Below are 26984 nucleotides of genomic sequence, written 5' to 3' on the forward strand. Positions count from 1 at the left end.
CTTCATCTCAACCGCTATCGATCTTTCGATCGAAGCCCCTCCAACATCACCTTAACTACCTAACTCATTGAATCTCAAGGAGTTTTTCGTTCCGATGTCGCTGGAAGTGGGGCGCATTATAAGGGGATTCGAAAGCGCGTCAACCTTTAATTTCAAGAAACTTTAATATCGCTGAAAAGCAAAGCGGGGAGGCCTGTCGGCCTCCCCGCTTTTCAACTGCTCTATATAGCATCAAAGAACGCCAGCACTGCGCAACCGCCCCACAGCATCGGCATCCAGCCCCAGCACATCGCCCAACACCGCCTCGGTATGCTCGCCCAACAGCGGCGGAGCCCGCCGATACTCCACAGGCGTTTCCGATAACCGAATCGGGCTGGCCACCTGCGGCACGCTCCCCGCCAGCCCATGGGGCATGGTTACCGCCAACCCCCGGGCCAGCACCTGCGGATCCTGGAACATCTGCGCCAAGTCATTGATCGGCCCACATGGCACCCCGGCAGCCTCCAGCTGGCTCACCCATTCGGCAGTGGTCTTGAATACCGTTGCCTGGCGAATCAGTGGGATCAGCTGGGCTCGGTTCGCCACCCGCTGCTTATTAGTAGCGAAGCGCGGGTCATCCGCCCACTGCGGCTGCCCAGCCACCTCGGCGAACTTACGGAACTGGCCATCGTTACCCACTGTAAGGATGAAATCGCCATCCGCCGTCGGAAAGTCCTGGTAAGGCACGATATTGGGGTGAGCATTACCCAGTCGCCGCGGTGGATTGCCCGTAGTCAGGTAATTCATCGCCTGGTTGGCCAGGCAGGCCACCTGCACATCGAGCAGCGCCATGTCGATGTGCTGACCAACGCCATGCTGATCGCGATAGGCGAGGGCAGCCAGAATCGCCACGGTCGAGTACAACCCGGTGAGAATGTCGGTCAGGGCAACACCGACCTTCACCGGCCCGGCACCTTCCTCTCCATCCGGGCGGCCGGTCAGGCTCATCAGCCCACCCAACCCCTGGATCATGAAGTCATACCCCGCACGCTTGGCGTACGGCCCCGTCTGGCCGAAGCCAGTGATCGAGCAATAGATAAGCTTGGGATTGATCACCTTCAGGCTCGGATAATCCAGCCCGTAAGCCGCCAGCCCGCCGACCTTGAAGTTCTCGATGACGATATCCGACTTGGCCGCCAGCTCGCGCACCAGGCGCTGGCCTTCCGGCTGGGTGAAGTCGATGGTCACCGAGCGCTTGTTACGGTTTGCCGACAGGTAATAGGCTGCCTCGCTGGTGTTCTCACCCTCGGCATCCTTGAGGAAGGGCGGCCCCCAGGATCGAGTGTCATCGCCGCTGCCAGGGCGCTCGACCTTGATCACGTCAGCCCCCAGGTCCGCCAGGATCTGGCCAGACCAAGGCCCCGCCAGCACACGGGAGAGGTCCAGCACCCGCAGATGAGATAGCGCGCCCATGGACTGGCTCCTTATCAGTAGAAGGCCTGGATGCCGGTCTGTGCACGCCCGAGGATCAGCGCATGCACGTCATGGGTACCCTCATAGGTGTTGACCACCTCAAGGTTTACCAGGTGGCGCGCCACGCCGAACTCGTCGGAGATGCCATTGCCGCCAAGCATGTCGCGAGCCATGCGGGCGATGTCCAGGGCCTTGCCGCAAGAGTTGCGCTTCATGATGGAGGTGATTTCTACCGCCGCAGTACCTTCGTCCTTCATGCGGCCCAGGCGCAGGCAGCCTTGCAGGGCCAGGGTGATTTCAGTCTGCATGTCGGCCAGTTTCTTCTGGATCAGCTGGTTGGCAGCCAGTGGGCGACCGAACTGCTGACGATCCAGAGTGTACTGGCGAGCGGTGTGCCAGCAGGCCTCAGCCGCGCCCAGCGCGCCCCACGAAATACCATAACGCGCAGAGTTCAGGCAGGTGAACGGCCCCTTCAAGCCACGCACATCAGGGAAGATGTTCTCTTCCGGAACGAACACGTTGTCCATGACGATTTCACCGGTGATGGATGCCCGCAGGCCAACCTTGCCGTGGATCGCCGGAGCACTGAGACCGTCCCAGCCTTTTTCCAGGACAAAGCCACGGATATCGCCGGCATCATCCTTGGCCCAGACCACGAATACATCGGCGATCGGGCTGTTGGTGATCCACATCTTGCTGCCGCTCAGGCGATAGCCGCCATCGACCTTCCTGGCACGGGTGATCATCGAGCCCGGGTCGGAGCCGTGGTTAGGCTCAGTCAGACCAAAGCAGCCAATCCATTCACCAGAGGCCAGCTTGGGCAGGTATTTCTGCTTCTGCGCTTCAGTACCGAATTCGTTGATCGGCACCATCACCAGCGAAGACTGCACGCTCATCATCGAACGGTAGCCAGAGTCGATGCGCTCCACCTCGCGGGCAATCAGGCCATAGCACACATAGTTCAGGCCACTGCCACCGTATTGCTCGGGGATTGTCGCGCCGAGCAAGCCGACTTCACCCATCTCGCGGAAGATGGCCGGGTCGGTCTGTTCGTGACGGAATGCCTCCAGCACGCGCGGGGCCAGCTTGTCCTGGGCGAACTGATAAGCGCTGTCACGCACCATGCGCTCTTCTTCAGTGAGCTGCTGATCCAGCAGCAGCGGGTCGATCCAGTTGAAGCTTGCTTTACCGGCCATGAGCGAAATCCTCGAAATAGGGGAGCGGTTTTTGTGCCATTGATCCTAGGCCTGATCCGGCACCACGACAAACGAGGATTGCGCACGCATCAGTGATATTTTGTCACTTCGAGATACTCGAAAACGCCATATTCAAGGCCCCATGAGTGAGGTTGACGTACATGCGCCGCAAGATCCCCAGCACCACCGCACTGGTCTGCTTCGAAGCGGCCGCACGCCACGAGAGCTTTACCAAGGCGGCCCAGGAGCTGGCCCTGACCCAGGGCGCCGTCTGTCGCCAGATCGGCGGATTGGAGGAGTTCCTCAATGTCGAGCTGTTCAGGCGCTCACGCCGTGGGGTGAAACTCACCGAAGCCGGGCTTTCCTATAGCCGGCAGGTTGCCGCTCAGCTGGATGCGGTGGAGCGCGACACGCTGTCGGTGATGCGTCAGCAAGGTGCCAACGTGATCGAATTGGCCGTGGTGCCCACTTTCGGCACCCAATGGCTGTTGCCACGACTCAAGGACTTCCAGCAACGTCACCCCGAGGTCACCGTCAACCTGACCAACCGTACCCGCCCATTCCTTTTCGCAGACACCCCGTTCGATGCCGCCATCTACTTTGGCGATGCCGACTGGTCCGGCACCCAGTCCCATCGCCTGATGGGCGAGAACCCCGTGCCGGTGTGCAGCCCGGCCATGCTGGACGGGCAGGGCATGCTAGATGCCCAGCGCATCGCCAGCCTGCCACTGCTGCAGCAGACCACCCGGCCTTATGCCTGGCGCCAGTGGTTCAATGGCCTGGGCCTGAATATCGCGGGTGACATGACAGGCCCGCGCTATGAACTATTCTCCATGCTGGCCCAGGCGGCCATGCACGAGATGGGCATCGCACTGATCCCGCCGTTCCTGATCCAGCGCGAGCTGGAGGAGGGCAGGCTGGTAGTCGCTAACAGGTACGCGCTGTCCAGCGACAAGGCCTACTATCTGATGATCCCCGAGCGCAAGGTGGAGTCGGCCTCGCTCCGGGCCTTCCGTGACTGGCTGGTGGGACAGGCACAGCTCTATACCGCCTCGCACAAAGATGAAAGCGCCTGACCTACCTTTGTAGTCAATTATTTTAAACACCTACAGATATACGTTTTTGTCGCATCTGCGAAAACTGTTCAGGTGAATCGAAAAACCCCATCTAGGCCGCTAAACACGCGGCTTTCAGAGGGTTTTACGACATTCATGAGCCCATCCGCGAAATCATCGCAAAAAATTTCGATTTTTCCCCTAATCTGCCAATAGCCCATGATTGACGGGCTGTAGCCCATCACTTGCGACATACGGTCACAGGGTGACTTGTAGTTTTGACTTCGTTTCGCTCCAGAACCGGTTGATGGCCCCTGGGTTCGTCTGCAAAATGCTTCGCCCGCCCTGGATTCGGCGGGTCCGGCGCTCAACAGCCGCCCCAGCGCGCCATCCGCAGTGTGCTGGCTTTTACAAAGACAAAGGTCACCGCAGGAGAAATAGTCGTGCACATTGGTGTTCCTCTCGAGACGCAGACCGGTGAGACAAGGGTCGCTGCGACCCCGGAAACCATCAAGAAACTGATTGGCCAGGGCCATCAGGTCACCGTCCAACGGGGGGCAGGGCTCAACGCCAGCATTCCGGACAGTGCCTATGAGGCCGTGGGGGCTTCCCTGGGAAGCGCAGCCGACGCCTACGGCGCCCAATTGGTGCTCAAGGTGGTCGCTCCCAACGACCAGGAGCTGGCCCTGATCAACAGTGGCAGCCTCCTCGTAGGCATGCTCAACCCCTTCAACAGCGAGCTGATCGGCAAGATGGCCGAACGCGGTATCACCGCTTTCGCCCTGGAAGCCGCGCCACGCACCTCACGGGCCCAGAGCCTGGATGTGCTGTCGTCGCAGGCCAACATCGCCGGTTACAAGGCCGTATTACTGGCGGCCCACCACTATCCTCGCTTCATGCCCATGCTGATGACCGCCGCCGGTACCGTCAAAGCCGCGCGCGTGCTGATCCTGGGGGCAGGCGTTGCCGGCCTGCAGGCCATCGCCACGGCCAAGCGCCTGGGTGCGGTGATCGAGGCTTCCGACGTACGCCCGGCGGTGAAGGAGCAGATCGAGTCGCTGGGCGCCAAGTTCATCGACGTGCCCTACGAGACCGATGAAGAGCGTGAATGCGCAGAAGGCGTCGGCGGTTATGCCCGACCAATGCCGGCCAGCTGGATGCAACGCCAGGCCCAGGCCGTGCACGAGCGCGCCAAGCAGGCGGATATCGTCATCACCACCGCGTTGATCCCCGGCCGTAAGGCACCGACCCTGCTCAGCGCTGAAACCGTGGCACAAATGAAGCCCGGCTCGGTGGTCATCGATCTGGCAGCAGCCCAGGGCGGCAACTGCCCGCTGACCGTCGCCGACCAGGTGGTGCAAGAAAACGGCGTGATCATCGTTGGCCCGACCAACCTGCCGGCTCAAGTAGGTGCCGATGCCTCGGCGCTGTATGCACGCAACCTGCTGGACTTCATGAAGCTGCTGTTCGACAAGGACGGCGCGCTGGTCATCAACCTCGAAGACGACATCGTCGCGGCCTGCCTGATGTGCCGCGATGGCCAGGTCGTCCGCAAGAACGGCTAAGGAGCACGACAATGGAAGACATGCTGATTTCCCACGGCATCTACAACCTGATCATCTTCGTGCTGGCCATCTATGTGGGCTACCACGTGGTGTGGAACGTCACCCCGGCGCTGCACACGCCGCTGATGGCGGTTACCAACGCCATTTCGGCGATCGTCATCGTCGGCGCCATGCTGGCGGCGGCCCTGACCGTGACCCCGGCCGGCAAGCTGATGGGCACCCTGGCGGTGGCTCTGGCTGCGGTCAACGTGTTCGGTGGCTTCCTGGTCACCCGTCGCATGCTTGAGATGTTCAAGAAGAAAACCAAGAACGAGGCGCAGAAGTAAGCATGAGCATGAATCTGGTAACGCTCCTCTACCTCGTCGCCTCGGTGTGCTTCATCCAGGCGCTCAAGGGCCTGTCGCACCCGACCACTTCACGGCGCGGCAACCTGTTCGGCATGATCGGCATGGGGATCGCCATCCTCACCACGGTTGGCCTCATCTATAAGCTCGGGGCTGAGCTTGCAACTGCCGGTATCGGCTACGTCATCGTCGGCCTGCTGGTCGGCGGTACCGCCGGTTCTATCATGGCCAAGCGCGTCGAGATGACCAAGATGCCCGAGCTGGTCGCCTTCATGCACAGCATGATCGGCCTGGCTGCGGTGTTCATCGCCATCGCCGCCGTGCTGGAGCCGCAGTCGATGGGCATCGTCGCCGCCATCAGCGACCCGATCCCCACCGGCAACCGCCTGGAACTGTTCCTGGGTGCGGCCATCGGGGCCATCACCTTCTCCGGCTCGGTGATCGCCTTCGGCAAACTGTCGGGCAAGTACAAGTTCCGCCTGTTCCAGGGCGCACCGGTACAGTTCGCCGGCCAGCACAAGCTGAACCTGATCCTCGGCCTGACCACCATCGCCCTGGGCCTGCTGTTCACCTTCACCGGCCACTACAGTGCCTTCACCCTGATGCTGGTCCTGGCCTTCATCATGGGTGTGCTGATCATTATTCCGATCGGGGGCGCCGACATGCCGGTGGTGGTGTCGATGCTCAACAGCTATTCGGGTTGGGCCGCGGCCGGTATCGGCTTCTCGCTGAACAACTCGATGCTGATCATCGCGGGCTCCCTGGTCGGTTCGTCCGGCGCCATCCTCTCGTACATCATGTGCAAGGCGATGAACCGTTCGTTCTTCAACGTCATCCTCGGCGGCTTCGGCGGCGATACCGATGCCGGCGCGGCGCAAGGCTCGAAAGAGCAGCGCCCGGTGAAATCCGGTTCTGCCGACGATGCGACCTTCCTGCTGAGCAACGCTGACAGCGTGATCATCGTCCCGGGTTACGGCCTGGCGGTGGCCCGTGCCCAGCACGCACTGAAGGAACTGACCGAGAAGCTGAGCCACAACGGGGTGACCGTGAAGTACGCCATCCACCCGGTGGCGGGGCGCATGCCTGGGCACATGAACGTACTGCTGGCCGAAGCCGAAGTGCCGTATGACCAGGTGTTCGAGATGGAAGACATCAACGCCGAGTTCGGCCAGGCCGACGTGGTGCTGGTGCTGGGTGCCAACGACGTGGTCAACCCGGCGGCGAAGAACGATCCGAAGTCGCCCATCGCCGGCATGCCGATCCTCGAGGCCTTCAAGGCCAAGACCATCATCGTCAACAAGCGCTCGATGGCCAGCGGCTATGCCGGCCTGGACAACGAACTGTTCTACCTGGACAAGACCATGATGGTGTTCGGTGACGCGAAGAAGGTCATCGAAGACATGGTGAAGGCAGTGGAGTGACAGAAGCCGCTGCAAACCAGGTGATATAAAGGAAGCCCCGGTCAGAATCTGCCGGGGCTTTACTTTTATTGATCCGGATCAACGGCTCTATTTCAAGGCTTCTCATACGACCATGGTCGTGGGACGGCAATGGGCGAAATCTCTAGACTGCGCTGCAGTAGTTTCAGTAGCCCGAGATAACAATCCATGTACCGTGATCGTATCCGCTTGTCCTCCCTGCACAGCAAGGTAATGAGTGCGGCTGATGCCGCTGGCCTGATCGAGGACGGCATGACCGTCGGCATGAGCGGTTTCACCCGCGCCGGCGAAGCCAAGGCTGTGCCGCATGCCCTGGCCGAACGCGCCAAGCAGTCGCCACTGAAAATCAGCCTGATGACCGGCGCCAGCCTGGGCAACGACCTCGACAAGCAGCTGACCGAAGCCGGCGTGCTGGCCCGTCGCATGCCGTTCCAGGTCGACAGCACCCTGCGCAAGGCCATCAACGACGGCCAGGTGATGTTCATCGACCAGCACCTGTCGGAAACCGTCGAGCAACTGCGCAACCAGCAGCTCAAGCTGCCGGATATCGCGGTCATCGAAGCCGTGGCCATCACCGAGCAGGGCCACATCGTGCCAACCACCTCGGTGGGCAACTCGGCCAGCTTCGCGATCTTCGCCAAACAAGTGATCGTCGAGATCAACCTGTCGCACAACGCCAACCTCGAAGGCCTGCACGACATCTATATCCCGACCTATCGCCCAACCCGCACACCGATCCCGCTGGTCAAGGTCGACGACCGCATCGGCAGCACTGCAATCCCGATCGACCCGGCCAAGATCGTCGGTATCGTCATCAGCGACCAACCGGATTCGCCATCCACCGTGCTGCCACCGGATGACGAAACCCAGGGCATCGCCGACCACCTGATCAACTTCCTGAAGCAGGAAGTGGAAGCTGGCCGCATGACCAACAAGCTCGGCCCGCTGCAGGCAGGCATCGGCAGCATCGCCAACGCGGTGATGTGTGGCCTGATCGAGTCGCCGTTCGAAGACCTGACCATGTACTCCGAAGTGCTGCAGGACTCGACCTTCGACCTGATCGACGCTGGCAAGCTGAGCTTTGCCTCGGGCAGCTCGATCACCCTGTCGACCCGTCGCAATGCCGACGTGTTCGGCAACCTGGAGCGCTACAAGGACAAGCTGGTCCTGCGCCCACAGGAAATCTCCAACCACCCCGAAGTGGTCCGCCGCCTGGGCATCATCGGCATCAACACGGCGCTGGAGTTCGACATCTACGGTAACGTCAACTCGACCCACGTCTGTGGCACCAAGATGATGAACGGCATCGGCGGTTCGGGTGACTTCGCCCGCAACGCCCACCTGGCGGTGTTCGTCACCAAGTCGATCGCCAAGGGCGGTGCGATTTCCAGCGTGGTGCCAATGGTCAGCCACGTTGACCATACCGAACACGACGTCGACATCCTGGTCACCGAGCAAGGCCTGGCCGACCTGCGTGGCCTGGCACCGCGTGAGCGGGCGCGGACGATCATCGACAACTGTGTGCACCCGGACTACCGCGCAGCGCTGAACGATTACTTCGATCGCGCCTGCCAGCGTGGTGGCCACACCCCCCACATCCTGCGTGAAGCACTGAGCTGGCACGAAAACCTGGAAGAAACCGGGCGCATGCTCGCCAGCTGATCCAGCTGCCTCAACTGTTTTGGCCCTGTCGTCGCCACGCCGACGACAGGACCACAACAGTCAAACCACCCCGCCTGAACACTTCGCTCAATTTCCTGATTAAAACTGTACTACTGTACTGCTATTTTCAGGCCTTCCTACCTTTAAAACCTCCAATGCCAAGCCAAAATGCACCACCTCAGTGCAGACCGGTACAGTTGCGCCTATTTCGAGTGCAACAGTAGGGTTAAACAGTTAACTGGCCCATCGCATTACTGTTGAACTGTATCTACTGTTATGGACAGCAGAGGAGGATCATTGGCATCAGTTAAACCACTACCTAATCCCGCCATAAGCGGAAGGATGAAACATCATGGAACGTACCCTCAGTTCCGGTCTCGTTTTTGAAAGCAATGCCCAGCAGTCCCAGGCCTCCCTGCCACTGCGCGCTATCTCCACTCTGCTGCTGTGGCAGCGTCGCATGGCCAGCCGCCGTCAACTGGCTCGCCTGGATGCCCGCCTGCTGGCCGACGCCGGTATCAGCGAGTCGCAGCGTTACGAAGAGCTGAGCAAGCCGTTCTGGCGCTAAGCTCCGGTTCGCCGGCTTCGGCCGGCACCGCGAATTCCCCAACCCGTTGCAGGCGACTGCAGCGGGTTTTTTATTGCCCGCAAGGTGCGCCCCAGAGCGGTCCCGCGCAACACCTGTACAGCTATGAAGTATTCGAAATTGACCATAACAGTTGCCAGCTTCCGCTCTCATTAACATCCAGAAACAGCACCGCGTGATACGCTTCGCTCAGCAGTCTGGTAGAACCCGTTGTCCAAACACGTAGCGCGACGAGCTGTGCCAGCGTCCGATAAAGCAGAACCCTATCCAGGAGTCCAAGAACATGTCCCGTAAATACCTGATTGGTGCCGCCCTGCTGCTCGGCCTGGCCGGCACCGCCCAAGCCAGCAGCTTCGTCGTCACCACCGATGCGGTGGTCCGCGCCTTTGCCGCCTCCACCGACGCCACCTCCGACCTGACCTCATCGTTCCGCGATGACAAGATCGTGCAGGCCGCCCGTGATGACGCCGCCAGCTTCGTCGGTACCCAAGGCGCCATTCGTGGTGCGCGGCTGGAAAGTGCCTTCATGCACATCCGTTCGACCATGCCGCAGCTGCAAGCCAGTGATGCTCAGTTGGCTCAAGCCATCCTCGCGATCTGATCAAGGCTATGCAAAGCAGGTGCGTTGGCTAGCGGCCTCGCACCTGGGGTAGCCTTCGCCGTTCACTTCCCCTGCCGTCAAGAAAGCTCATGCGTTATCTGTTGCCGTTGCTGTTCAGCGCCACTGCCATGGCCAGCGCCCATGCCATGGACACCACCACACAAGGCCTGGTTATCACGGGCTACGTTACCAGCCAGGTCACCGCCGCCCCCTTCGACCGCAAACTGGTCAGGCAGGCCCGTGACGACGCTGCGGCATTCGTTGCCAGTGATGGCCTGATCCGCGGTGCACGCCTGGAAGCAGCACTCGACTCGCTGCGCCACAACTGCGCTCGGCACTCCGTCGGCGACCTTGAACTGGCGGAAGCAATTCTCGTCCAATAACTACACCTGACTCCCTGTATTTTTCGGAGATGCTCCATGCGTAAACCGCTGATTGCCGCTTCCCTCGGCATGCTGCTGCTGGCCGACCTGGCCCATGCACAGACCCTGGTGGCCACCAGCAACATCATCGTGCGTGCCTTTGGCCGTTCGATCGATTTCACTTCTGACACCACCACGTCGATCCGCGACGCCAAAGTCGTGCGCGAAGCCCATGACGACGCTGCCAGCTTTGTCGCCAGCAACGGCGATATCCGTGGCGCGCAGCTCGAAGCGGCATTCAGCACCCTGCGCGAGCGCGTACCTGAAGCGCGCGACGCCAGCGACCAAGTACTGGCCGAAGCCATCCTCGCGCTGTGAACCGCGTGCGTGCCTGGCTGTTCGGCTGCGCCCTGACGCTGCTGGGCACGCCCGCCCTGGCCGACCTGCAGCTAGAGCTGCAGGCGTCAGGCCTCGACCCGCAACAGATTCAAGCCAGCCAGGCCCTGCTCGACGAGGCCATGGCCAAGCTGCCGCCACTGTTCAAGCAACGGCTGGACCGGCGCGTCACGGTCAGCTGGAGCGACAACATGCCGGCCGATGCCTATGGCCAGGCTTCGCTGGTATCGACCCTCGAACTCAACCGCCGCCTGCTGCCCAGCCTGACTGACGGCAGTGCCGCCACCGAGCGTACCAACCGCCCCCATGGCACGGTGCGTGAAGAACTGCTGGCCACCGTCCTGCATGAGCTTACCCATATTTACGATCGTGCTCGCCTGTGGCCCAGCGCCGAACGCTCGCTGATCGCCCGCTGCGCGCGCCAGCAAGGCACGCTGGGCAAGATCGGCCAGCTGGAAGAATGTCGCGGTCAAGCCGAGCGCCGCTTTACCCTCAGCGACGACCCGCGCCTGCTCGATCTGGCAGGCTGGCCGCAATACGTCGGCCGCCGTGGCGAACGTGAGCAGCACAACGCCCAGTTCATGCGCAGCCCCGACAGTTACGAGCTGAGCAGCCCCAAGGAATACATCGCGGTCAACATGGAGTATTTCCTCCTCGACCCGAGCTACGGCTGCCGGCGACCGGCGCTCAACCAGTACCTGCGTGACCACTTCAGCTGGGCGCCACAGCAGAACACCTGCGCCAAAGGCTTGCCGTTCATCAATGCCGGCAGTGACTTCGCCCGCCAGCCGCTGGGCGAGATCGATCCCGAGCGGGTCTACGAGGTCGACTTCCTGCTGGCTGAAGCCAACCAGAACCTGGTCAGCCGCTGGGGCCACAGCATGCTGCGCCTGGTGATCTGCAAGCCCGGTCGCCCACGTGGCCCGGATTGCCGCCTGGACCTCGACCAGAGCCTGGTGCTGTCTTACCGTGCATTCGTCAACGACGTCCAGCTGTCCAGCTGGGACGGCCTGGTCGGCACCTACCCCTCCCGGCTGTTCGTGCTACCGCTGGGCCAGGTAATCGATGAGTACACCAAGACCGAACTGCGCAGCCTGGCCTCGGTACCGCTCAAGCTCAACCGCGACGAAATCGAGAACCTGGTGCGCCAAGCCGCCGAGATGCACTGGAGCTACGACGGCAACTACTGGTTCCTGTCCAACAACTGCGCCGTGGAATCGTTGAAGCTGCTGCGCAGCGGCACTGCCAACCCACGCCTCAATGACCTCGACAGCATCATGCCCAATGGCTTGCTGGCCGTGCTCAAGGGCAGGGGGCTGGCCGATACCAGCGTGCTCGATGACCCACGCGAAGCCCTGCGCCTGGGTTATCGCTTCGACTCCTACCGCGACCGCTACCAGGCCATGTTCGATGTGCTGAGGAAGCAACTGCCGATCAAGCAGACTGAGGTCGAGGACTGGCTGGCCCAGGATGCAGAGCAGAGGCGCCCCTGGTTCGATAAAGCCGACCTGCGCACCAGCGCGGCCTTGCTGCTGCTCGAGCAGGCCAGCCTGCGCCGGCAGTTGTTGCTGGCTCAGGACGAAGTGAAACAGCGATACCTGAACGCAGCCGCGCTGAAGGACGGCAGTATCAACAAGGCTGACGAGACCCTCAGGCAGATGCTCGCCAACAGCGGCTTCCTCAGTCGCCCGGCCGAGTTGCTGGATGCCAAGGGCTATGGGCTGCCGCAGCCGGAAGAACGCAAGCAGCTGGAGCAGGTCAGCGCCGAGCGACAGGCCAAGCTGCTGCGTCTGAGTACCGACCTGGACAAAGAGGTGAGGGCGCTGCTGGAGCCGTCTCGGGCGAAGGAAATTGCTGCGGTCGAGGCCAATGTGAAGCAGATTGGCGTGCACTTGCGGGCGCTGCACAAGGCGGCTGGCGGCCTGCAATTGCCCTAGCGCCGGCCAACAGATCGTCTGTAGGAGCGGCCTTGTGTCGCGAAAGGGCTGCAGAGCAGCCCCGCGATTTCAGCTTTGCTGCAGATATTGCTGGGGCCGCTTTGCGGCCCTTTCGCGACACAAGGCCGCTCCTACAGTTCTTCCTCTGCCTCTCCAGGCAACTCCTCATCCAGATGCATCCAAGGCAATCGGCTTGTGGTCCAGATATGCCGCCTGGCCGGCACCCGCTCCGGGTGGTCCAGCGTCGCCACTGTCACATCGATGGTTCCCGGGCTATGTTCGGTCACCAGTGCCACATGCGCCCCACATTCCCCGCAGAAATACCGCTTGCAACTGGCCGGTGCCACATAGCACTGAGGCCTTCCTGCCATCCAGCGGAAACCCGAGCGGGGCAGGGTGACCCAGGTCACCACCAGCCCGCCGCTGACCCGCCGGCAGATCGAACAATGGCAATGGGCGACATCCGTCAGGTCACCCTGCAGCCGATAGCGCAAGGCGCCGCAATGGCAGCCACCCTCGGTTACATCCTGCATCACCTACCTCCCGTCGCCGTTTTCCCGGCGAAAGCTGGCTGAAAGCTTGTCCCCCTAGGATAGCCGCCACTACCGGCACAAGACCGGTCAGCCAGGGCACCCGGAAATCTCCGCGCCCGGCCCATCAACAACAACAATGGTGATTCTGATGTATTCCTGCGCCCGCCTTCCTGTAATGCCCCGACCCATGCTCCCCGTGCAGCGCCACACGCGCTGATCCGCCCGAATAGTCATTCCTTTCGCTGCGCCACGCCTGGAGTATTGCCATGCTGACCTTCCTCGGCTTTGCCATGGTCATCACCTTCATGTACCTGATCATGACCAAGCGCCTGTCGGCCTTGATCGCGCTGATCCTGGTACCGATCCTGTTCGCCCTGTTCGGCGGTTTTTCCGCCAAGATCGGCCCGATGATGCTCGAAGGCATCAGCAAGCTCGCGCCTACCGGCGTGATGCTGATGTTCGCCATCCTCTATTTCGCCCTGATGATCGACTCCGGTCTGTTCGACCCGGCCGTGCGCAAGATCCTCAAGCTGGTCAAGGGTGACCCACTGAAAGTCTCGGTCGGCACCGCGGTGCTGGCCCTGGTGGTCTCGCTCGACGGTGACGGCGCCACCACCTACATGATCTGCTGTGCCGCCATGCTGCCGCTGTACAGCCGCCTGGGCATGAGCCCACGAATCATGGCCGGCCTGATCATCCTCGCCGGCGGGGTGATGAACATGACCCCGTGGGGTGGCCCGACCGCCCGCGCCGCCAGCGCCCTGCACGTAGACCCGTCGGACATCTTCGTGCCGATGATTCCGGCCATGGCCTTCGGCGTGCTGGCGATCCTCGCCATCGCCTACCTGTACGGCAAGCGCGAACGTGCCCGCCTGGGTGAACTGCACCTGCCCACCGATGACATCGACCACAGCGAAATCAGCGTGTCGCAGTTCCCGGATGCCCGCCGCCCCAAGCTGATCTACTTCAACGGTGCCCTGACCGCCGGCCTGATGGTCGCGCTGATCGCCGGCGTACTGCCGCTGCCGGTACTGTTCATGATCGCTTTCAGCATCGCCATGATCGTCAACTACCCCTGCCTGCAACAGCAGAAAGACCGCATCGCCGCCCACGCAGGCAGCGTGCTGGCCGTGACCGGGCTGATCTTCGCCGCCGGCATCTTCACCGGCATCCTGTCCGGTACCGGCATGGTCGAGGCCATGTCCAAGAGCCTGCTGGCGGTCATCCCTGAAGCATTGGGCCCGTACCTGGCGGTGATCACCGCGATCGTGAGCATGCCGTTCACCTTCTTCATGTCCAACGATGCCTTCTACTACGGCGTGCTGCCGGTGCTGTCGGAAGCGGCCAGCCATTACGGCATCAGCCCGGTGGAAATGGCCCGTGCCTCGATCGTCGGGCAGCCGGTTCACCTGCTTAGCCCGCTGGTACCTTCTACCTACCTGCTGGTGGCCCTGGCCGGTATCGAGTTCGGCGATCACCAGCGCTTCACGCTCAAGTGGGCAGTGCTGGTATGCCTATGCATAATGTTCGCCGCGCTGCTGATGGGCATTTTCCCGCTGTTCAGTAGTCTTTAATTAACACGCATCACCCAACGCGATGCGCCCCTGAGGGGGTGCATCGCCATTATCGTTTGAAGGAATACACATGGAATGGCTGACCAGCCCGGAAATCTGGGTTGCCTTTTTTACCCTCACAGCGCTTGAGATCGTCCTCGGGATCGACAACATCATCATGATCTCGATCCTGGTCAGCCGCATGCCCAAGCACATGCAGCCACGTACCCGGATTTTCGGTCTGGCCCTGGCCATGGTCACCCGCATCATGCTGCTGCTGTCGATCACCTGGGTCATGCGCCTGACCGCCGACCTGTTCGTGGTATTCGGCCAGGGTATCTCCGGTCGTGACCTGATCCTGTTCTGCGGCGGCCTGTTCCTGCTGTGGAAAAGCTCGCAAGAGATCTACCACGGCCTGGAAGGCGAGGAAGAGAGCGCTGACGAGCCCAAGGGTGCCGGAGGCAAGTTCCTCTACACCATCATCCAGATCGCCATCATCGACATCGTGTTCTCGCTGGACTCGGTGATCACTGCCGTCGGCATGGTCTCGCACGTGCCGGTGATGATTGCCGCCATCGTCGTCGCAGTGCTGGTGATGATGGCCTGCGCCGGTGCCATCAGCGACTTCATCGATAAACACCCATCGCTGAAGATGCTTGCGCTTTCCTTCCTGATCGTCGTCGGTACCGTGCTGATCGCCGAATCTTTCGACGTGCACGTGCCGAAGGGCTACGTCTACTTCGCCATGGCCTTCTCGCTGGCCGTGGAGGCGATCAACATCCGCATGCGCACCGCCATGGCGCGCAAGCAGGGCAAGGAGCACGACCCGGTGAAACTGCGCAAGGACATTCCAGGTCAGTAAGATCAGGACGCGCAGAAAAAGGGCCCTTCGGGGCCCTTTTTCATGTACCGGTTTTCATGACACAAATATTTCAAATGCTTGCAGAGCGTGCCAAGCTGGCGCGAGGTCCGCAAAACAACTAAAGCTTGAGTAAGCACTGGATCAAAACACCCACCCCCGGGCCAGGCTTACGGCTTCACCCATTTTGGCTCCGCCACTGGAGCCCGATAACAAAGGGGGGCTCGACCATGTTGACCCTGCTCAACCTGCTTTCTGCCGTTGCCTTGCTGGTGTGGGGCACGCATATCGTCCGTACCGGCATCCTCAGGGTGTTCGGCTCCAACTTGCGCCGCGTGCTCAGCCAGAACATGAACCGCCGGCCACTGGCGTTCATCGCTGGCATCGTAGTGACTGCCGTGGTGCAAAGCAGCAACGCCACCGCCATGCTGGTTACCTCCTTCGTCGGCCAGGGCCTGATGGCCATGACCCCGGCGCTGGCGATCATGCTCGGTGCCGACGTGGGTACTGCGCTGATGGCCAGGGTACTGACCTTCGACCTGTCGTGGCTGTCGCCACTGCTGGTGTTCCTCGGGGTCATCTTCTTCCTCTCGCGCAAACAGACCCGTGCCGGCCAGTTGGGCCGCGTGGGGATCGGCCTGGGCCTGATCATCCTGGCCCTGCAGCTGATCGTGCAGGCGGCAGCGCCGATCACCCACGCACAAGGCGTGAAGGTGCTGTTCGCGTCCTTGACCGGCGACATCATGCTCGATGCCCTGGTCGGTGCGCTGTTCGCCATGGTTTCGTATTCCAGCCTGGCTGCCGTGCTGCTCACCGCCACCCTGGCCGGCGCCGAAGTGATCAGCCTGCCGGTGGCCATCGGCCTGGTGGTTGGCGCCAACATCGGCAGCGGCCTGCTGGCCTTCATCAGCACCAGCATGCAGAACGCCGCAGGGCGCCGCGTGGCCCTGGGCAGCCTGCTGTACAAGCTGATCGGCCTGGTGCTGATCATCCCGGTACTGCACCCACTGGTGGAGTGGATGGACAGCCTGAGCTTCAGCCCGCAGGAGCTGGTGATCGGCTTCCACTTGCTCTACAACACCCTGCGCTGCCTGATCATGCTGCCGACAGTCAAACCCATGGGCCGCCTGTGCAATGCGCTGCTGCCCGAACGCGAGACCGGCAATGGCCAGATACGCCCGCGCCATCTCGATGCCTCGGCACTGGCCACGCCCAGCCTGGCCCTGGCCAATGCCGCCCGCGAAACCCTGCGCCTGGGCGATATCGTCGACAGCCTGCTGGAGGCCATGCTCGGCGCCCTGCGTGGTACCCACACCGCCATGCCCCAGCAAGTACGGGCCTTGAGCGAGGATGCCGAAGCACTGTACAGCGCGATCAAGCTGTATCTGGCGCAGATTCCACGGGAAGACCTCAGCGACCAGGACAACCGCCGCTGGGCCGAAATCATCGAACTGGCGATCAACCTGAAGCTGGCCTGCGACCTGATCGAACGCATGCTGCGCAAGGTGCAGCAGCAGAAAACCAGCCAGCGCCGGGAGTTTTCCCAGGTCGGACTGGAAGAGCTCACCGGGCTGCAGGAGCAGTTGCTGGCCAACCTGCGCCTGGGGCTGTCGGTATTCCTCAGCTCCGACCCGGAAAGCGCGCGCCTGCTGCTGCGCGAAAAGCGTCGCTTCCGCGCCCAGGAACGGCGCCTGGCGCATGCCCATGTCAGCCGTTTGCAGCGTAAGGTGGTGCAAAGTATCGAGACGAGTTCGCTACACTTGGAGCTGATCGCCGACATGAAGCGATTGAACTCTTTGTTCTGCAGCAGTGCCTATGTGGTACTGGGTGGCTCGGACACTGGCGGGCTGCTGCTCGACAGCGTCCCGGAAGATGCCCACCTGTCCTGATCTCGCACACCTGGAGACCGTCGCTCGCCCATGCGTTGCCTGATGTTCGTTTGCCTGCTGATCTGCAGCCTGCCCTCATTTGCCCTCGATCGCTCGCGGGTCGAAGGTTACCTGTTGCCCAATGGCCTGCAGGTGATCCTGAAATCCGGTTACGAGCGCGACCATGTGGCGATCCGCCTGGTGGTGGGGGTTGGCCTGGATGACTTCGATTGCGAGCAGAAGGAGCTGCCGCACCTGCTCGAACACCTGCTGTTCACTGGCATCGACGAGACCGGTGAAGGCGGCCTGGAAGAGCGCCTGCAAAGCCTGGGTGGCGAATGGAACGCCTACACCAGTAGTGCCGACACCACCTTCGTCATCGAGGCGCCGGCACGCAACCAGCGCAAGGTGCTCGACCTGTTGCTGGCAATCATCCGCGACACGCGCATCGACGCCAAAGCCCTGGCCACGGCCAAGCGCATCATCGAACGCGAGGATGGCGGCCACTATGGCCACCTTCAGCGCTGGCTCGACCGCCAGGACATCGGCCATCCGGCCAGCGACCAGCTGGCCACCGAGCTGGGCCTGAAATGCCCTGAGCGTTCCAACGTCGCGGACATGACCCTGGAGCAGGTGAAAACCCTGCGGGATCACTGGTACGCCGCCAACAACATGACCCTGATCGTCGTCGGCGGCCTCGATCGCCTGCTGCCTGCCTATCTGGAGCGCACCTACGGCGAACTGCCGGCCACCGAGCCGGAAGAGCGGCGTACCCTCGAAAGCATCAGCCAACCGGCCGAGCAGCGGCGCGACCTGACCCATGGCCTGCTGGGTGACAGTGTCAAGTTGCACTGGCTGTTCATCGAACCGGTCCTGGACAGTGACCATCAGCAGACCCTAGACCTGCTGTCGCGCTACCTCGACTGGGCCGTATACGACCAGCTGCGCCTGCGCAAAGGCCTGTCGTACGGGCCATCAGTACAACGCGAGAGCTTTGGTGACAGCGGCATGCTCAGCCTCAACGCCGACCTTGAGCGCGATGACATCGACCAGGCCGTAAAGGTGATGCAGCAACTGTTCGATCATTTGCGCAAGGACGGCCTCGACCCGGATACCTTCGCCCGCATCAAGGATGCCGCCGTGGCCAAGGAAAGCTGGAGCACCCAGGGCAACAGTGCGCTGGCCGATTATTACTGGGGGGCGCTGAACGACTACACCCACGGCCGCTTTGCCGACCCGGCGCGCAAGTTGCGCCAGGTGACGCTGGAAGAGGCCAACGCGGCACTGAAGGAATTGCTCAAGGATCAGGGTTACCTGCGCATCGAAAAGCCGTTCCTGGGGTATGACGAGCTCTATGGCCTGGTTGCCTTGTTGCTGGGGCTGATACTGGCGCTGGGGCTGCTGCGCTGGCGACGGCACAAACCGGAACGACCGAGTGGTGCTACACGGCAGTAGTGAATCGGCGGTATCCTTTTGCCAGTACCGGCCCTTTCGCGGGCAAGCCCGCTCCCACAGGAACCGCACAGGATTCAAAACCAGTGCAGTACCTGTGGGAGCGGGCTTGCCCGCGAAAGGGCCGGCACAGCCACTTCATCTTCTCGTTGCAGACCCATGCCCCCAATACCCCACTTCGTCCAGCGCGTCATCGAACTGCTCAAACGCTACCCCGGCGTGATCGCGCTCGGTGGTTTCCTCTCCGGCATCGGCAGTTTCATCCTGGTCGACCGCCAGGCCAGCCTGGCCAGCTGGATCGCCATCATCATGCTGGTCAGCTGGGTCTGGCTGATGTTGGAAAACACCCTGACCGGCCTGTTCGCGCGCACCTTCAAGCGCGAGATCCCGCAGCCGCTGCTGCGCTACGCGACGCAGATGATCCACCAGGAAAGCCTGTTCTTCGTCTTGCCGTTCTTCTTCATCACCACCACCTGGAACAGCGGCCAGCTGGTGTTCACCGGCCTGCTTGGCGCCGCCGGGCTCATCTCGATCATCGACCCGCTGTACTACAAATGGCTGGCGCCACGGCGCTGGCTGTTCCTTGCGATGCACACCCTGACGCTGTTCGCCGCGCTGCTCACTGCGCTGCCGATCATCCTGCACCTGACCACCGCACAGAGTTTCAAGCTGGCGTTGATTGCCGCCATGGTGCTGTCGTTCCCGAGCCTGCTCAGCAGCTTCCCGGTTACCACCTGGCGCCGCGGCGTGGCACTGGTGCTGGTGACCCTGGCGGTGGGCGGTAGTGGCTGGCTGCTGCGTTCGTGGGTGCCGCCGGCAACGCTGTGGATGACAGACGTGGCGGTGAGCACCGAAGTACTCAATCGCCAGCCCGGCGAATCGCTGGAAGAGATTGCCGCCAGCCGCATTCGCAGCAATGGCCTGTACGCCTACACCGCGATCAACGCACCGCGGGGCCTGGACGAGCGCATCTACCATGTGTGGCAGAAAGACGGCCAGGAGGTCGATCGGATTGCCCTGGACATCCACGGCGGGCGCAAGGAAGGCTACCGTGCCTGGACCCACAAGCAGAACTTCCCGCCCAACCCGGTGGGCAAGTGGCAAGTCCGGGTGCTGACCGAAGATGGCCAGGTGATCGGTGTGCTGCGCTTCAAGGTGGTGGACGACACGCCCGCGCCGTGACAGTGGCGAAGGACAGCACATATTCAACAAACCGCTCCATGCCCGCTGCGCTATGATCAGCCTCTAGCCCAGCCGGATGCATGGAGCCTATGACCACCCCCAGCGCCACCCTGGACACCAACTGCCAGCCGGCCTGCCTGCGGATTGCCGGTGACTGGACCCTGGCCCACTACGCCAGCCTCAGGCGCGACAGCGAACGCCTGCGCACGCAGTACGGCGCCGATACTGCCGTCGACCTCAGCCAGCTGGGCCGCCTGGACACCGCCGGTGCCTCGCTGCTGGCCGAGCTGCTCGGCTCCGAGCGACTCTCGCACTGCACCAACGGCCTGCCTGAAGCCAGCCGCGCCCTGCTCAAGAATGTCTACTGCTCGGTGCAGGACTACTGCATCCCGATCAAGGAGCCCGAGCGCAACGTGTTGCTGGTGCTGCTGGAGCGCATCGGTTGCGCGGTCGGCACGCTGTGGCAGGACACCATGCAGTTGCTCGGTTTCCTCGGCCTGATCATCGAGACCCTGCTGCGCCGCCTGCTGCAGCCACACCGCTGGCGCGTCACCCCGGTGATTGCGCACATCGAGCAGACCGGGCTGGACGCCGCCCCCATCATCGCCTTGCTGACCTTCCTGGTGGGCGCCGTGGTGGCCTTCCTCGGTGCCACGGTGCTGGCCAATTTTGGTGCAACGGTGTTCACCGTCGACCTGGTAGCCTTCTCGTTCCTGCGCGAATTCGCCGTGCTGCTGACCGCCATCCTCATGGCCGGGCGCACCGCCAGTGCCTTCACCGCACAGATCGGCTCGATGAAGGCCAATGAAGAAATCGATGCCATCCGCACCCTGGGCCTCAACCCGATCGAGCTGCTGGTGGTGCCGCGAGTACTGGCGCTGCTGATCTCGCTGCCGTTGCTGACCTTCGTCGCGATGATCTGCGGCATCGTCGGGGGTGCGGTGGTCTGCGCCCTGTCACTGGGCATCTCGCCGGCCATGTTCCTGTCGCTGCTGCAAAGCGACATCGGCGTGCAGCACTTCCTGGTCGGCCTGGCCAAGGCGCCCATCTTCGCCTTCCTGATCGCTGCCATCGGCTGCCTCGAAGGCTTCAAGGTCAGCGGCAGCGCCGAATCGGTCGGTGCCCACACCACCTCCAGCGTGGTGCAATCGATTTTCGTGGTCATCGTGCTGGATGCGGTGGCAGCGCTGTTCTGCATGGAGATGGGCTGGTGAGTGGCCGGGAAGCAGTGATCGAGGCGCGGGGCATCTGCAATCGCTTCGGCAGCCAGGTGGTGCACCAGGACCTCGACCTGGACTTGTATCGCGGCGAAATCCTCGCGGTGGTCGGCGGTTCGGGGAGCGGCAAGTCGGTGCTGCTGCGCAGCATCATCGGCCTGCGACGCCCCAACGAAGGGCAGGTCAAGGTATTCGGCGAAGACCTGGCCGGGATGCGTGAGGAACAACGTTCGCTGGTCGAGCGCCGCTTTGGCGTACTGTTCCAGAAGGGCGCGCTGTTCTCGTCGCTGACCGTTACCGAAAACGTCGCCCTGCCGCTGATCGAGCATGCCGGCCTGTCGCGCGCCGACGCCGAGCACCTGGCCGGGGTCAAGCTGGCCTTGGCCGGCCTGCCCATCGCCGCCGCCGACAAGTACCCAGCCTCGCTCTCCGGCGGCATGATCAAGCGCGCAGCCCTGGCCCGTGCCCTGGCGCTGGACCCGGACATCCTGTTCCTCGACGAACCCACTGCCGGCCTCGACCCGATCGGCGCCGCCGCCTTCGACCAGCTGATCCTGACCCTGCGCGATGCCCTGGGCCTGAGTGTGTTCCTGATCACCCACGATCTTGACACCCTCTACACCATCACCGATCGCGTCGCTGTGTTGTCACAGAAGAAGGTACTGGTCGCCGGCCCCCTGGCCGAGGTCGAGCAGACCAACGACCCATGGATCCACGAATACTTTCACGGCCCACGCGGGCGCGCAGCCGAACACGCCGCCGCCAGCGCCGGGCAGGAGCGCTGAACAATGGAAACCCGAGCTCATCACGTCCTGATTGGCCTGGTCACCGTCCTGGTGGTGGCCGGCGCCATGCTGTTCGGCCTGTGGCTGACCAAGTCCAGCGTCGACGACGCCTTCAAGGATTACGAAGTGATCTTCAACGAAGCGGTCTCGGGCCTGTCCCGCGGCAGCCCGGTGCAATACAACGGCATCAAGGTCGGCGATGTCACCAGCCTGCGCCTGGACCCGAAGGACCCGCGCCGGGTACTGGCCCGGGTGCGCCTGAGCGGTGATACCCCGGTCAAGGAAGATACCCAGGCCAAGCTGACCCTGGCCGGGGTCACCGGCAACTCGTTCATCCAGCTCAGCGGCGGCACGCCGCACAGCCCGGAGCTCAAGGGCAAGGACGGCAAGCTGCCGGTGATCGTCGCCTCGCCGTCGCCGATCTCGCGCCTGCTCAACGACAGCAGCGACCTGGTAACCAACATCAACCTGCTGCTGCACAACGCCACGCAGATGTTCTCGGACAGCAACATCGAGCACCTGAGCAACACCCTGGCCAACCTCGACCAGACCACAAGCGCATTCGCCAACCAGAACGGCGGTGTCAGCGAGGCGATCGCCCAGCTGGCCCAGGTCGGCAAGCAGGCCAACGCCACCCTGGCCGAAACCCAGGCACTGATGCGCAACGCCAACGGCCTGCTCGGCACCCAGGGCAAACAGGCCATCGGCAGCGCCGAGCAGGCCATGCAGTCGCTGGCCGCAAGCGCCGCGACCCTCAACAGCCTGCTGCAGGACAACCGTCAGTCCATCGACGACGGCGCCCAAGGGCTCAACCAGCTGACCCCGGCCATCCGCGAGCTGCGCGAAACCCTGAACTCGCTCAAGGGCATTTCCCGGCGCCTGGAGGCCGACCCGAGCGGCTACCTGCTGGGCCGTGACAACAACAAGGAGTTCCAGCCATGACCCCATCGCTGCGCCCGCTGGCCCTGGCAGCCACCCTGAGCCTGGTCAGCGCCTGCTCGATCCTGCCCAAGAGCGAACCGGTGGATACCTACCGCCTGCCAGTCAACCAAACCAGCCATATCGCCAGCCCGGTCGACTGGTCGTTGCGCCTGAACAAGCCGCTGGCCAGCGAGGTGCTGGCCGGGCCACGTATCGCCGTGATTCCCCAAGGCAATGTGATCAGCAGCTACAAGGGCGCCCGCTGGAGCGACCCGGTGCCGCTGCTGGTCCGCAACCGCCTGCTCGATGGTTTCCAGCGTGACGGCCGGGTGCAGCGACTGAGCGCTGACGACAGCAACCTGCAGGCCGACTACGAACTGAGCGGCGAACTGCAGGCGTTCCAGAGCGAGTATCTACCGGGGGGCAAGGTGGAAGTGGTGATCCGCTACGACGCACGCCTGGTGCAAGGCCGCAGCCAGCGCATCCTCAGCAGCAAGCGCTTCGAAGTGCGCCAGCCACTGGCAGATACCCAGGTGTCAGCCGTGGTCGCAGGCTTTGGCGCGGCCAGCGATCAGCTGGCCGGGCTGGTGGTGAACTGGACCGTAGCTCAGAGCGCGCTTGCTCAGGGTCAGGCTCAGGCAAAGAACCAGTAGCAAACGCAGATGGCGGCGATCACACCAGACAGCTCGGCCAGCAAGGCACAGCCGACGGCATGGCGCACCCGCTGGATGCCGACTGCACCGAAGTAAACCGCCACCACGTAGAAGGTGGTTTCAGTGCTGCCTTGAATGGTCGCGGCCACCAAGGCAGGGAAACTGTCGACGCCGTGGGTCTGCATGGTCTCGATCAACATGGCCCGCGCCGCGCTGCCGGAGAACGGCTTGACCAGCGCCGTGGGCAGGCCCTCGACAAATCGGGTATCCAGGCCCATCCAGTTGACCGCGTGGCGAATGCCGTCCAGGGCCAGTTCGAGCGCGCCCGAAGCGCGCAGCACACCCACCGCGACCAGCATTGCCACCAGGTAGGGCAACAGGCTCTTGGCCACATCGAAACCTTCCTTGGCGCCCTCGACGAAGGTTTCGTACACCTGCACCCGCTTCAGCGCGCCGATCACCAGGAACAGGATGATCACCCCGAACAAGGTCAGGTTGCCGAGGATCGACGACAGGCTGGCCAGCGCAGCCGCCGACAGGGTGCCCAGGAAGGCCATGAAGCCGCCCAGCAGCAGCGCACCGGGGATCAGGTAGGCGAGCACCACCGGGTCCCACAGACGCAGGCGCTGCATCACCGCCACCGACAGCAGGCCGACCAGGGTCGAGGCACTGGTCGCCAGCAGGATCGGCAGGAACACCAGGGTGGGGTCGGTGGCGCCTTGCTGGGCGCGGTACATGAAGATGGTCACCGGCAGCAGGGTCAGCGATGAAGCGTTGAGCACCAGGAACAGGATCTGCGCGTTGCTGGCCGTGGTGCTGCTGGGGTTGAGTTCCTGCAGCGCGCGCATGGCCTTGAGGCCGATCGGCGTGGCGGCGTTGTCCAGGCCCAGGCCGTTGGCGGCGAAGTTCATGGTGATCAGGCCCAGGGCCGGGTGGCCGGGCGGCACTTCCGGCATCAGGCGGGCGAACAGCGGCCCGAGCACCTTGGCCAGCCATTCGACGATGCCGGCCTTTTCGGCGATCTTGAGGAAGCCCAGCCACAGGGTCAGGGTGCCGAACAGCAGGACCATGACCTCCACCGACAGCTTGGCCATGGCGAAGATACTCTCGACCATCGCGGCGAAGATGCCGGCATTGCCACCGACCAGCCATTGGGCCAGGGCGGAGACAGCCGCCACCAGGAAAAAGCCGAGCCAAAGGCCGTTGAGCATCCGTGTGTTCCCCCTGAAAATGCCCGAATGATAGCGTATCGCGGCCCGTCGCTGGCGATCGAGGTCCCTGTAGGAGCGGCCTTGTGTCGCGAAAGGGCCGCTGCGCGGCCCCAGGATTGCAGCAAAGATGCATAAATTTCTGGGGCTGCTTTGCAGCCCTTTCGCGACACAAGGCCGCTCCTACAAGAGCCGCGAAAAGCCTGGGCCATCCCACAGACAACAAAAAGCCCCGACAAGTCGGGGCTTTCTGGTTCAGCCGTTCAGGCTCAGCGCTTGGCGGTTTCGCCTACCAGGGCAGCTTCCTGCTTGTCTGCCATTAGCGAGGCGTAGTACTGCTCGCCCTTGGCGGCGTCGTACATGCCTTCCCAACGCGCAATCACCAGGGCTGCCAGGGCGTTGCCGATCACGTTCAGGGCGGTACGCGCCATGTCCATGATGCGGTCTACACCGGCGATGAAGGCCAGGCCTTCCAGCGGAATGCCCACGCTGCCCAGGGTCGCCAGCAGCACCACGAAGGACACGCCCGGTACGCCGGCGATGCCTTTGGAGGTGACCATCAGGGTCAGCACCAGCAGCAGCTGCTGGCTCCAGGACAGGTCGATGCCGTACAGCTGGGCGATGAAGATGGCCGCGATGCTCTGGTACAGGGTCGAACCGTCGAGGTTGAACGAGTAGCCGGTCGGTACCACGAACGAGCAGATCGACTTCGGCGCACCGTACTTCTCCATCTTCTCGATCACGCGCGGCAGCACGGTTTCGGAGCTGGAGGTGGAGTAGGCGAGGATCAGCTCATCTTTCATGATGCGCATGATCTTGATCACCGAGAAGCCGAACAGGCGCGCCACCAGGCCCAGCACCATGAAGGCGAAGAAGGCGATGGCGAAGTACACCAGCAGCACCAGCTTGGCCAGCGGCAGCAGCGAGCTGAAGCCGAAGTTGGCAACGGTCACGGCGATCAGGGCGAACACGCCGATCGGGGCGTAGTTCATGATCATGTGGGTGACCTTGAACATGGTTTCCGATACGGCCTGGAAGGTCCGCACCAGCGGCTCGCGCAGGTCGGCCTGCAGGCTCGACAGGCCGAGGCCGAACATCACCGAGAAGAAGATGATCGGCAGCATTTCGCCACGCATCAGCGCTGCGAAGATGTTCGACGGGATCAGGTTCAGCAGGGTCTCGATGAACGCGTGTTCATGCTGCACTTCGGCCGCGGTGGCCTGGTACTTGGAGATGTCGACGGTACCCAGGGTGCTCATGTCGATGCCGGCGCCCGGGTGGAACAGGTTGGCCAACACCAGGCCGACAACGATGGCGATGGTGGTCACCACCTCGAAGTAGAGGATGGTCTTCAGGCCGATGCTGCCCAGTTTCTTCGCATCGCCAACCCCGGCGATACCCACGATCAGCGACGAAATCACGATCGGGACGACGATCATCTTGATCAGGCGAATGAAGATGTCACCGGCGGGCTGGAGGACGTTGCTGATCCACCAGGCCTTTTCCGCGCTGAAGTGGTTCAGCAGCGCGCCGACTGCAACGCCCAGGAGCAGACCGATGACGATCTGCCAGGCGAGGCTCAGTTTTGCCTTCTTCATGTCTTTACCCTTTGTTCTAGTGGTCACGGGTACCGACCGGAAAAGCGCGTAACAGAGCCGTTGGCAACGTCACGGGGAGCTTTTGGCTTCCGTCCGGAGACCTCGTGTAAGGACACCGCGAGCGAGCGACAGGGCGCTCGGGCCAGCGAAAAAGGCGGCAACTATTGCGATGGGGAAGGCTGAAATCTAATGCCGGAAACGCATACCCCATGCCGATACGGCATAGGCATTCAGGACAAAATACGCCGCACGTAAGTCATTGATTTATAACGTTCGGAAATCCGAACAAGACCAAACCGCCATATTTAGGCAGTTTTAGCGGTATGTAGTCGGGGATAAAAACGGCTTGTTCGACAATCCGAATGGCCGAAATGTCACTTGCGCGACCCCTATACCGGACGAAAAAAAATTGATGTACGGTCAAGACAAAATGTGTCTTCGAGGTCAGGACCTGAAAGGAATCAGCAAAAGGGGGAGATGGCGCCTCGGAAGCCAGGCCCGGTTGCGGTGTTTGTCAGACACCCCCGACCTGAAGCTTCCGATTCTGCCTTTTCCTGACC

25 protein-coding genes are annotated in these 26984 nt (G+C 62.5%); 19 read left to right on the plus strand and 6 right to left on the minus strand.

Annotated elements, in window-relative coordinates; genetic code table 11:
* Positions 1 to 231: 231 nt before the first annotated feature.
* Positions 232 to 1452, minus strand: a complete 1221-nt coding sequence (locus N430_RS25070) for a CaiB/BaiF CoA-transferase family protein (protein WP_110639544.1) — start codon at positions 1450 to 1452, stop codon at positions 232 to 234.
* Between the two features lie 14 nt (positions 1453 to 1466).
* Positions 1467 to 2648: an acyl-CoA dehydrogenase gene (locus N430_RS25075; RefSeq protein ID WP_110639543.1), complete on the minus strand. Its 1182-nt coding sequence runs from the start codon at positions 2646 to 2648 to the stop codon at positions 1467 to 1469.
* Positions 2649 to 2809: 161 nt separating this feature from the next.
* Between N430_RS25075 and N430_RS25080 the strand changes: the two genes are divergently transcribed.
* The gene (locus N430_RS25080) at positions 2810 to 3724 is read left to right on the plus strand and encodes a LysR family transcriptional regulator (RefSeq protein WP_110639542.1); all 915 of its coding nucleotides are present in this window, start codon (positions 2810 to 2812) and stop codon (positions 3722 to 3724) included.
* A 68-nt stretch (positions 3725 to 3792) separates the two neighbouring features.
* Here N430_RS25080 and N430_RS29350 read toward each other — a convergent pair whose 3' ends face one another.
* Positions 3793 to 4152 (minus strand): hypothetical protein, encoded by a 360-nt coding sequence (locus N430_RS29350; protein ID WP_133248874.1) that lies wholly within the window; start codon positions 4150 to 4152, stop codon positions 3793 to 3795.
* Here N430_RS29350 and N430_RS25085 point away from each other — a divergent pair.
* The 9 genes from N430_RS25085 (at position 4147) to N430_RS25125 (ending at position 12595) form a co-directional block, all read left to right on the plus strand.
* Positions 4147 to 5268, plus strand: a complete 1122-nt coding sequence (locus N430_RS25085; protein ID WP_015268506.1) for a Re/Si-specific NAD(P)(+) transhydrogenase subunit alpha — start codon at positions 4147 to 4149, stop codon at positions 5266 to 5268. The genes N430_RS29350 and N430_RS25085 overlap by 6 nt on opposite strands.
* A gap of 11 nt (positions 5269 to 5279) precedes the next feature.
* Positions 5280 to 5594 (plus strand): NAD(P) transhydrogenase subunit alpha, encoded by a 315-nt coding sequence (locus tag N430_RS25090; RefSeq protein ID WP_003256966.1) that lies wholly within the window; start codon positions 5280 to 5282, stop codon positions 5592 to 5594.
* A 2-nt stretch (positions 5595 to 5596) separates the two neighbouring features.
* Positions 5597 to 7033, plus strand: coding sequence for an NAD(P)(+) transhydrogenase (Re/Si-specific) subunit beta (locus N430_RS25095; protein ID WP_103448296.1), 1437 nt, complete (start codon positions 5597 to 5599; stop codon positions 7031 to 7033).
* Positions 7034 to 7219: 186 nt separating this feature from the next.
* Positions 7220 to 8713 (plus strand): acetyl-CoA hydrolase/transferase family protein, encoded by a 1494-nt coding sequence (locus tag N430_RS25100; protein WP_110639541.1) that lies wholly within the window; start codon positions 7220 to 7222, stop codon positions 8711 to 8713.
* 352 nt (positions 8714 to 9065) lie between these two features.
* Positions 9066 to 9281, plus strand: a complete 216-nt coding sequence (locus N430_RS25105) for a DUF1127 domain-containing protein (protein ID WP_054884336.1) — start codon at positions 9066 to 9068, stop codon at positions 9279 to 9281.
* A 301-nt stretch (positions 9282 to 9582) separates the two neighbouring features.
* Complete coding sequence (locus N430_RS25110) at positions 9583 to 9900, plus strand: DUF2388 domain-containing protein (RefSeq protein ID WP_110639540.1); 318 nt, start codon at positions 9583 to 9585, stop codon at positions 9898 to 9900.
* Between the two features lie 89 nt (positions 9901 to 9989).
* Positions 9990 to 10283, plus strand: a complete 294-nt coding sequence (locus tag N430_RS25115) for a DUF2388 domain-containing protein (RefSeq protein WP_110639539.1) — start codon at positions 9990 to 9992, stop codon at positions 10281 to 10283.
* A gap of 36 nt (positions 10284 to 10319) precedes the next feature.
* Positions 10320 to 10640, plus strand: coding sequence for a DUF2388 domain-containing protein (locus N430_RS25120; RefSeq protein ID WP_103448300.1), 321 nt, complete (start codon positions 10320 to 10322; stop codon positions 10638 to 10640).
* Positions 10637 to 12595: a DUF4105 domain-containing protein gene (locus tag N430_RS25125; RefSeq protein ID WP_110639538.1), complete on the plus strand. Its 1959-nt coding sequence runs from the start codon at positions 10637 to 10639 to the stop codon at positions 12593 to 12595. Before N430_RS25120 ends, N430_RS25125 begins: the two co-directional genes overlap by 4 nt.
* A gap of 131 nt (positions 12596 to 12726) precedes the next feature.
* Here the strand turns inward: N430_RS25125 and N430_RS25130 are convergent, their stop codons facing one another.
* Positions 12727 to 13128, minus strand: coding sequence for a GFA family protein (locus N430_RS25130; protein ID WP_110639537.1), 402 nt, complete (start codon positions 13126 to 13128; stop codon positions 12727 to 12729).
* Between the two features lie 266 nt (positions 13129 to 13394).
* Here N430_RS25130 and N430_RS25135 point away from each other — a divergent pair, with 266 nt between their 5' ends.
* From N430_RS25135 to N430_RS25175, 9 genes are all read left to right on the plus strand, one after another.
* Entirely contained in the window at positions 13395 to 14702 is a 1308-nt protein-coding gene (locus N430_RS25135; RefSeq protein WP_110639536.1) for a CitMHS family transporter, read from the plus strand.
* Positions 14703 to 14772: 70 nt separating this feature from the next.
* Positions 14773 to 15543: a TerC family protein gene (locus tag N430_RS25140; RefSeq protein ID WP_110639535.1), complete on the plus strand. Its 771-nt coding sequence runs from the start codon at positions 14773 to 14775 to the stop codon at positions 15541 to 15543.
* A 227-nt stretch (positions 15544 to 15770) separates the two neighbouring features.
* Complete coding sequence (locus tag N430_RS25145) at positions 15771 to 17429, plus strand: Na/Pi cotransporter family protein (RefSeq protein ID WP_110639534.1); 1659 nt, start codon at positions 15771 to 15773, stop codon at positions 17427 to 17429.
* Positions 17430 to 17459: 30 nt separating this feature from the next.
* A complete protein-coding gene (locus tag N430_RS25150) occupies positions 17460 to 18863 on the plus strand; it encodes a pitrilysin family protein (protein ID WP_110639533.1) in 1404 nt (467 codons plus the stop codon).
* A 156-nt stretch (positions 18864 to 19019) separates the two neighbouring features.
* Positions 19020 to 20042, plus strand: coding sequence for a DUF5924 family protein (locus N430_RS25155; RefSeq protein WP_110639532.1), 1023 nt, complete (start codon positions 19020 to 19022; stop codon positions 20040 to 20042).
* Positions 20043 to 20122: 80 nt separating this feature from the next.
* Positions 20123 to 21256 (plus strand): ABC transporter permease, encoded by a 1134-nt coding sequence (locus N430_RS25160; RefSeq protein WP_110639531.1) that lies wholly within the window; start codon positions 20123 to 20125, stop codon positions 21254 to 21256.
* On the plus strand, positions 21253 to 22044 hold the full coding sequence (locus N430_RS25165; protein ID WP_110639530.1) for an ABC transporter ATP-binding protein: 792 nt from the start codon (positions 21253 to 21255) through the stop codon (positions 22042 to 22044). The genes N430_RS25160 and N430_RS25165 overlap by 4 nt, the downstream gene beginning before the upstream one ends.
* Positions 22045 to 22047: 3 nt before the next feature.
* On the plus strand, positions 22048 to 22986 hold the full coding sequence (locus N430_RS25170) for an MlaD family protein (protein WP_110639529.1): 939 nt from the start codon (positions 22048 to 22050) through the stop codon (positions 22984 to 22986).
* Positions 22983 to 23618: an ABC-type transport auxiliary lipoprotein family protein gene (locus N430_RS25175; RefSeq protein WP_110639528.1), complete on the plus strand. Its 636-nt coding sequence runs from the start codon at positions 22983 to 22985 to the stop codon at positions 23616 to 23618. Before N430_RS25170 ends, N430_RS25175 begins: the two co-directional genes overlap by 4 nt.
* Here N430_RS25175 and N430_RS25180 read toward each other — a convergent pair.
* Positions 23600 to 24829 carry a nucleoside recognition domain-containing protein gene (locus N430_RS25180; protein ID WP_110639527.1) on the minus strand — a complete coding sequence of 410 codons (1230 nt, stop codon included), beginning with the start codon at positions 24827 to 24829 and terminating at the stop codon, positions 23600 to 23602. The two genes, N430_RS25175 and N430_RS25180, sit on opposite strands and share 19 nt — an antisense overlap.
* 266 nt (positions 24830 to 25095) lie before the next feature.
* Positions 25096 to 26424, minus strand: coding sequence for a glutamate/aspartate:proton symporter GltP (gltP, locus tag N430_RS25185; protein WP_110639526.1), 1329 nt, complete (start codon positions 26422 to 26424; stop codon positions 25096 to 25098).
* Between the last annotated feature and the right edge of the window lie 560 nt (positions 26425 to 26984).

The organism is Pseudomonas sp. CC120222-01a, assembly GCF_003097235.1.
GTDB lineage: Bacteria > Pseudomonadota > Gammaproteobacteria > Pseudomonadales > Pseudomonadaceae > Aquipseudomonas.

Excerpts from the sequence above, each read along its gene's own strand:
- N430_RS25090 (WP_003256966.1), top strand. The coding sequence starts at position 5,280 with ATGGAAGACATGCTGATTTCCCACGGCATCTACAACCTGATCATCTTC.
- gltP (WP_110639526.1), bottom strand. The coding sequence starts at position 26,424 with ATGAAGAAGGCAAAACTGAGCCTCGCCTGGCAGATCGTCATCGGTCTG.
- N430_RS25170 (WP_110639529.1), top strand. The coding sequence starts at position 22,048 with ATGGAAACCCGAGCTCATCACGTCCTGATTGGCCTGGTCACCGTCCTG.
- N430_RS25075 (WP_110639543.1), bottom strand. The coding sequence starts at position 2,648 with ATGGCCGGTAAAGCAAGCTTCAACTGGATCGACCCGCTGCTGCTGGAT.
- N430_RS25145 (WP_110639534.1), top strand. The coding sequence starts at position 15,771 with ATGTTGACCCTGCTCAACCTGCTTTCTGCCGTTGCCTTGCTGGTGTGG.
- N430_RS25115 (WP_110639539.1), top strand. The coding sequence starts at position 9,990 with ATGCGTTATCTGTTGCCGTTGCTGTTCAGCGCCACTGCCATGGCCAGC.
- N430_RS25080 (WP_110639542.1), top strand. The coding sequence starts at position 2,810 with ATGCGCCGCAAGATCCCCAGCACCACCGCACTGGTCTGCTTCGAAGCG.
- N430_RS25155 (WP_110639532.1), top strand. The coding sequence starts at position 19,020 with ATGCCCCCAATACCCCACTTCGTCCAGCGCGTCATCGAACTGCTCAAA.
- N430_RS25150 (WP_110639533.1), top strand. The coding sequence starts at position 17,460 with ATGCGTTGCCTGATGTTCGTTTGCCTGCTGATCTGCAGCCTGCCCTCA.
- N430_RS25070 (WP_110639544.1), bottom strand. The coding sequence starts at position 1,452 with ATGGGCGCGCTATCTCATCTGCGGGTGCTGGACCTCTCCCGTGTGCTG.
- N430_RS25140 (WP_110639535.1), top strand. The coding sequence starts at position 14,773 with ATGGAATGGCTGACCAGCCCGGAAATCTGGGTTGCCTTTTTTACCCTC.
- N430_RS25110 (WP_110639540.1), top strand. The coding sequence starts at position 9,583 with ATGTCCCGTAAATACCTGATTGGTGCCGCCCTGCTGCTCGGCCTGGCC.
- N430_RS25180 (WP_110639527.1), bottom strand. The coding sequence starts at position 24,829 with ATGCTCAACGGCCTTTGGCTCGGCTTTTTCCTGGTGGCGGCTGTCTCC.
- N430_RS25100 (WP_110639541.1), top strand. The coding sequence starts at position 7,220 with ATGTACCGTGATCGTATCCGCTTGTCCTCCCTGCACAGCAAGGTAATG.
- N430_RS25105 (WP_054884336.1), top strand. The coding sequence starts at position 9,066 with ATGGAACGTACCCTCAGTTCCGGTCTCGTTTTTGAAAGCAATGCCCAG.
- N430_RS25120 (WP_103448300.1), top strand. The coding sequence starts at position 10,320 with ATGCGTAAACCGCTGATTGCCGCTTCCCTCGGCATGCTGCTGCTGGCC.
- N430_RS25095 (WP_103448296.1), top strand. The coding sequence starts at position 5,597 with ATGAGCATGAATCTGGTAACGCTCCTCTACCTCGTCGCCTCGGTGTGC.
- N430_RS25135 (WP_110639536.1), top strand. The coding sequence starts at position 13,395 with ATGCTGACCTTCCTCGGCTTTGCCATGGTCATCACCTTCATGTACCTG.
- N430_RS25175 (WP_110639528.1), top strand. The coding sequence starts at position 22,983 with ATGACCCCATCGCTGCGCCCGCTGGCCCTGGCAGCCACCCTGAGCCTG.
- N430_RS25160 (WP_110639531.1), top strand. The coding sequence starts at position 20,123 with ATGGAGCCTATGACCACCCCCAGCGCCACCCTGGACACCAACTGCCAG.
- N430_RS25130 (WP_110639537.1), bottom strand. The coding sequence starts at position 13,128 with ATGCAGGATGTAACCGAGGGTGGCTGCCATTGCGGCGCCTTGCGCTAT.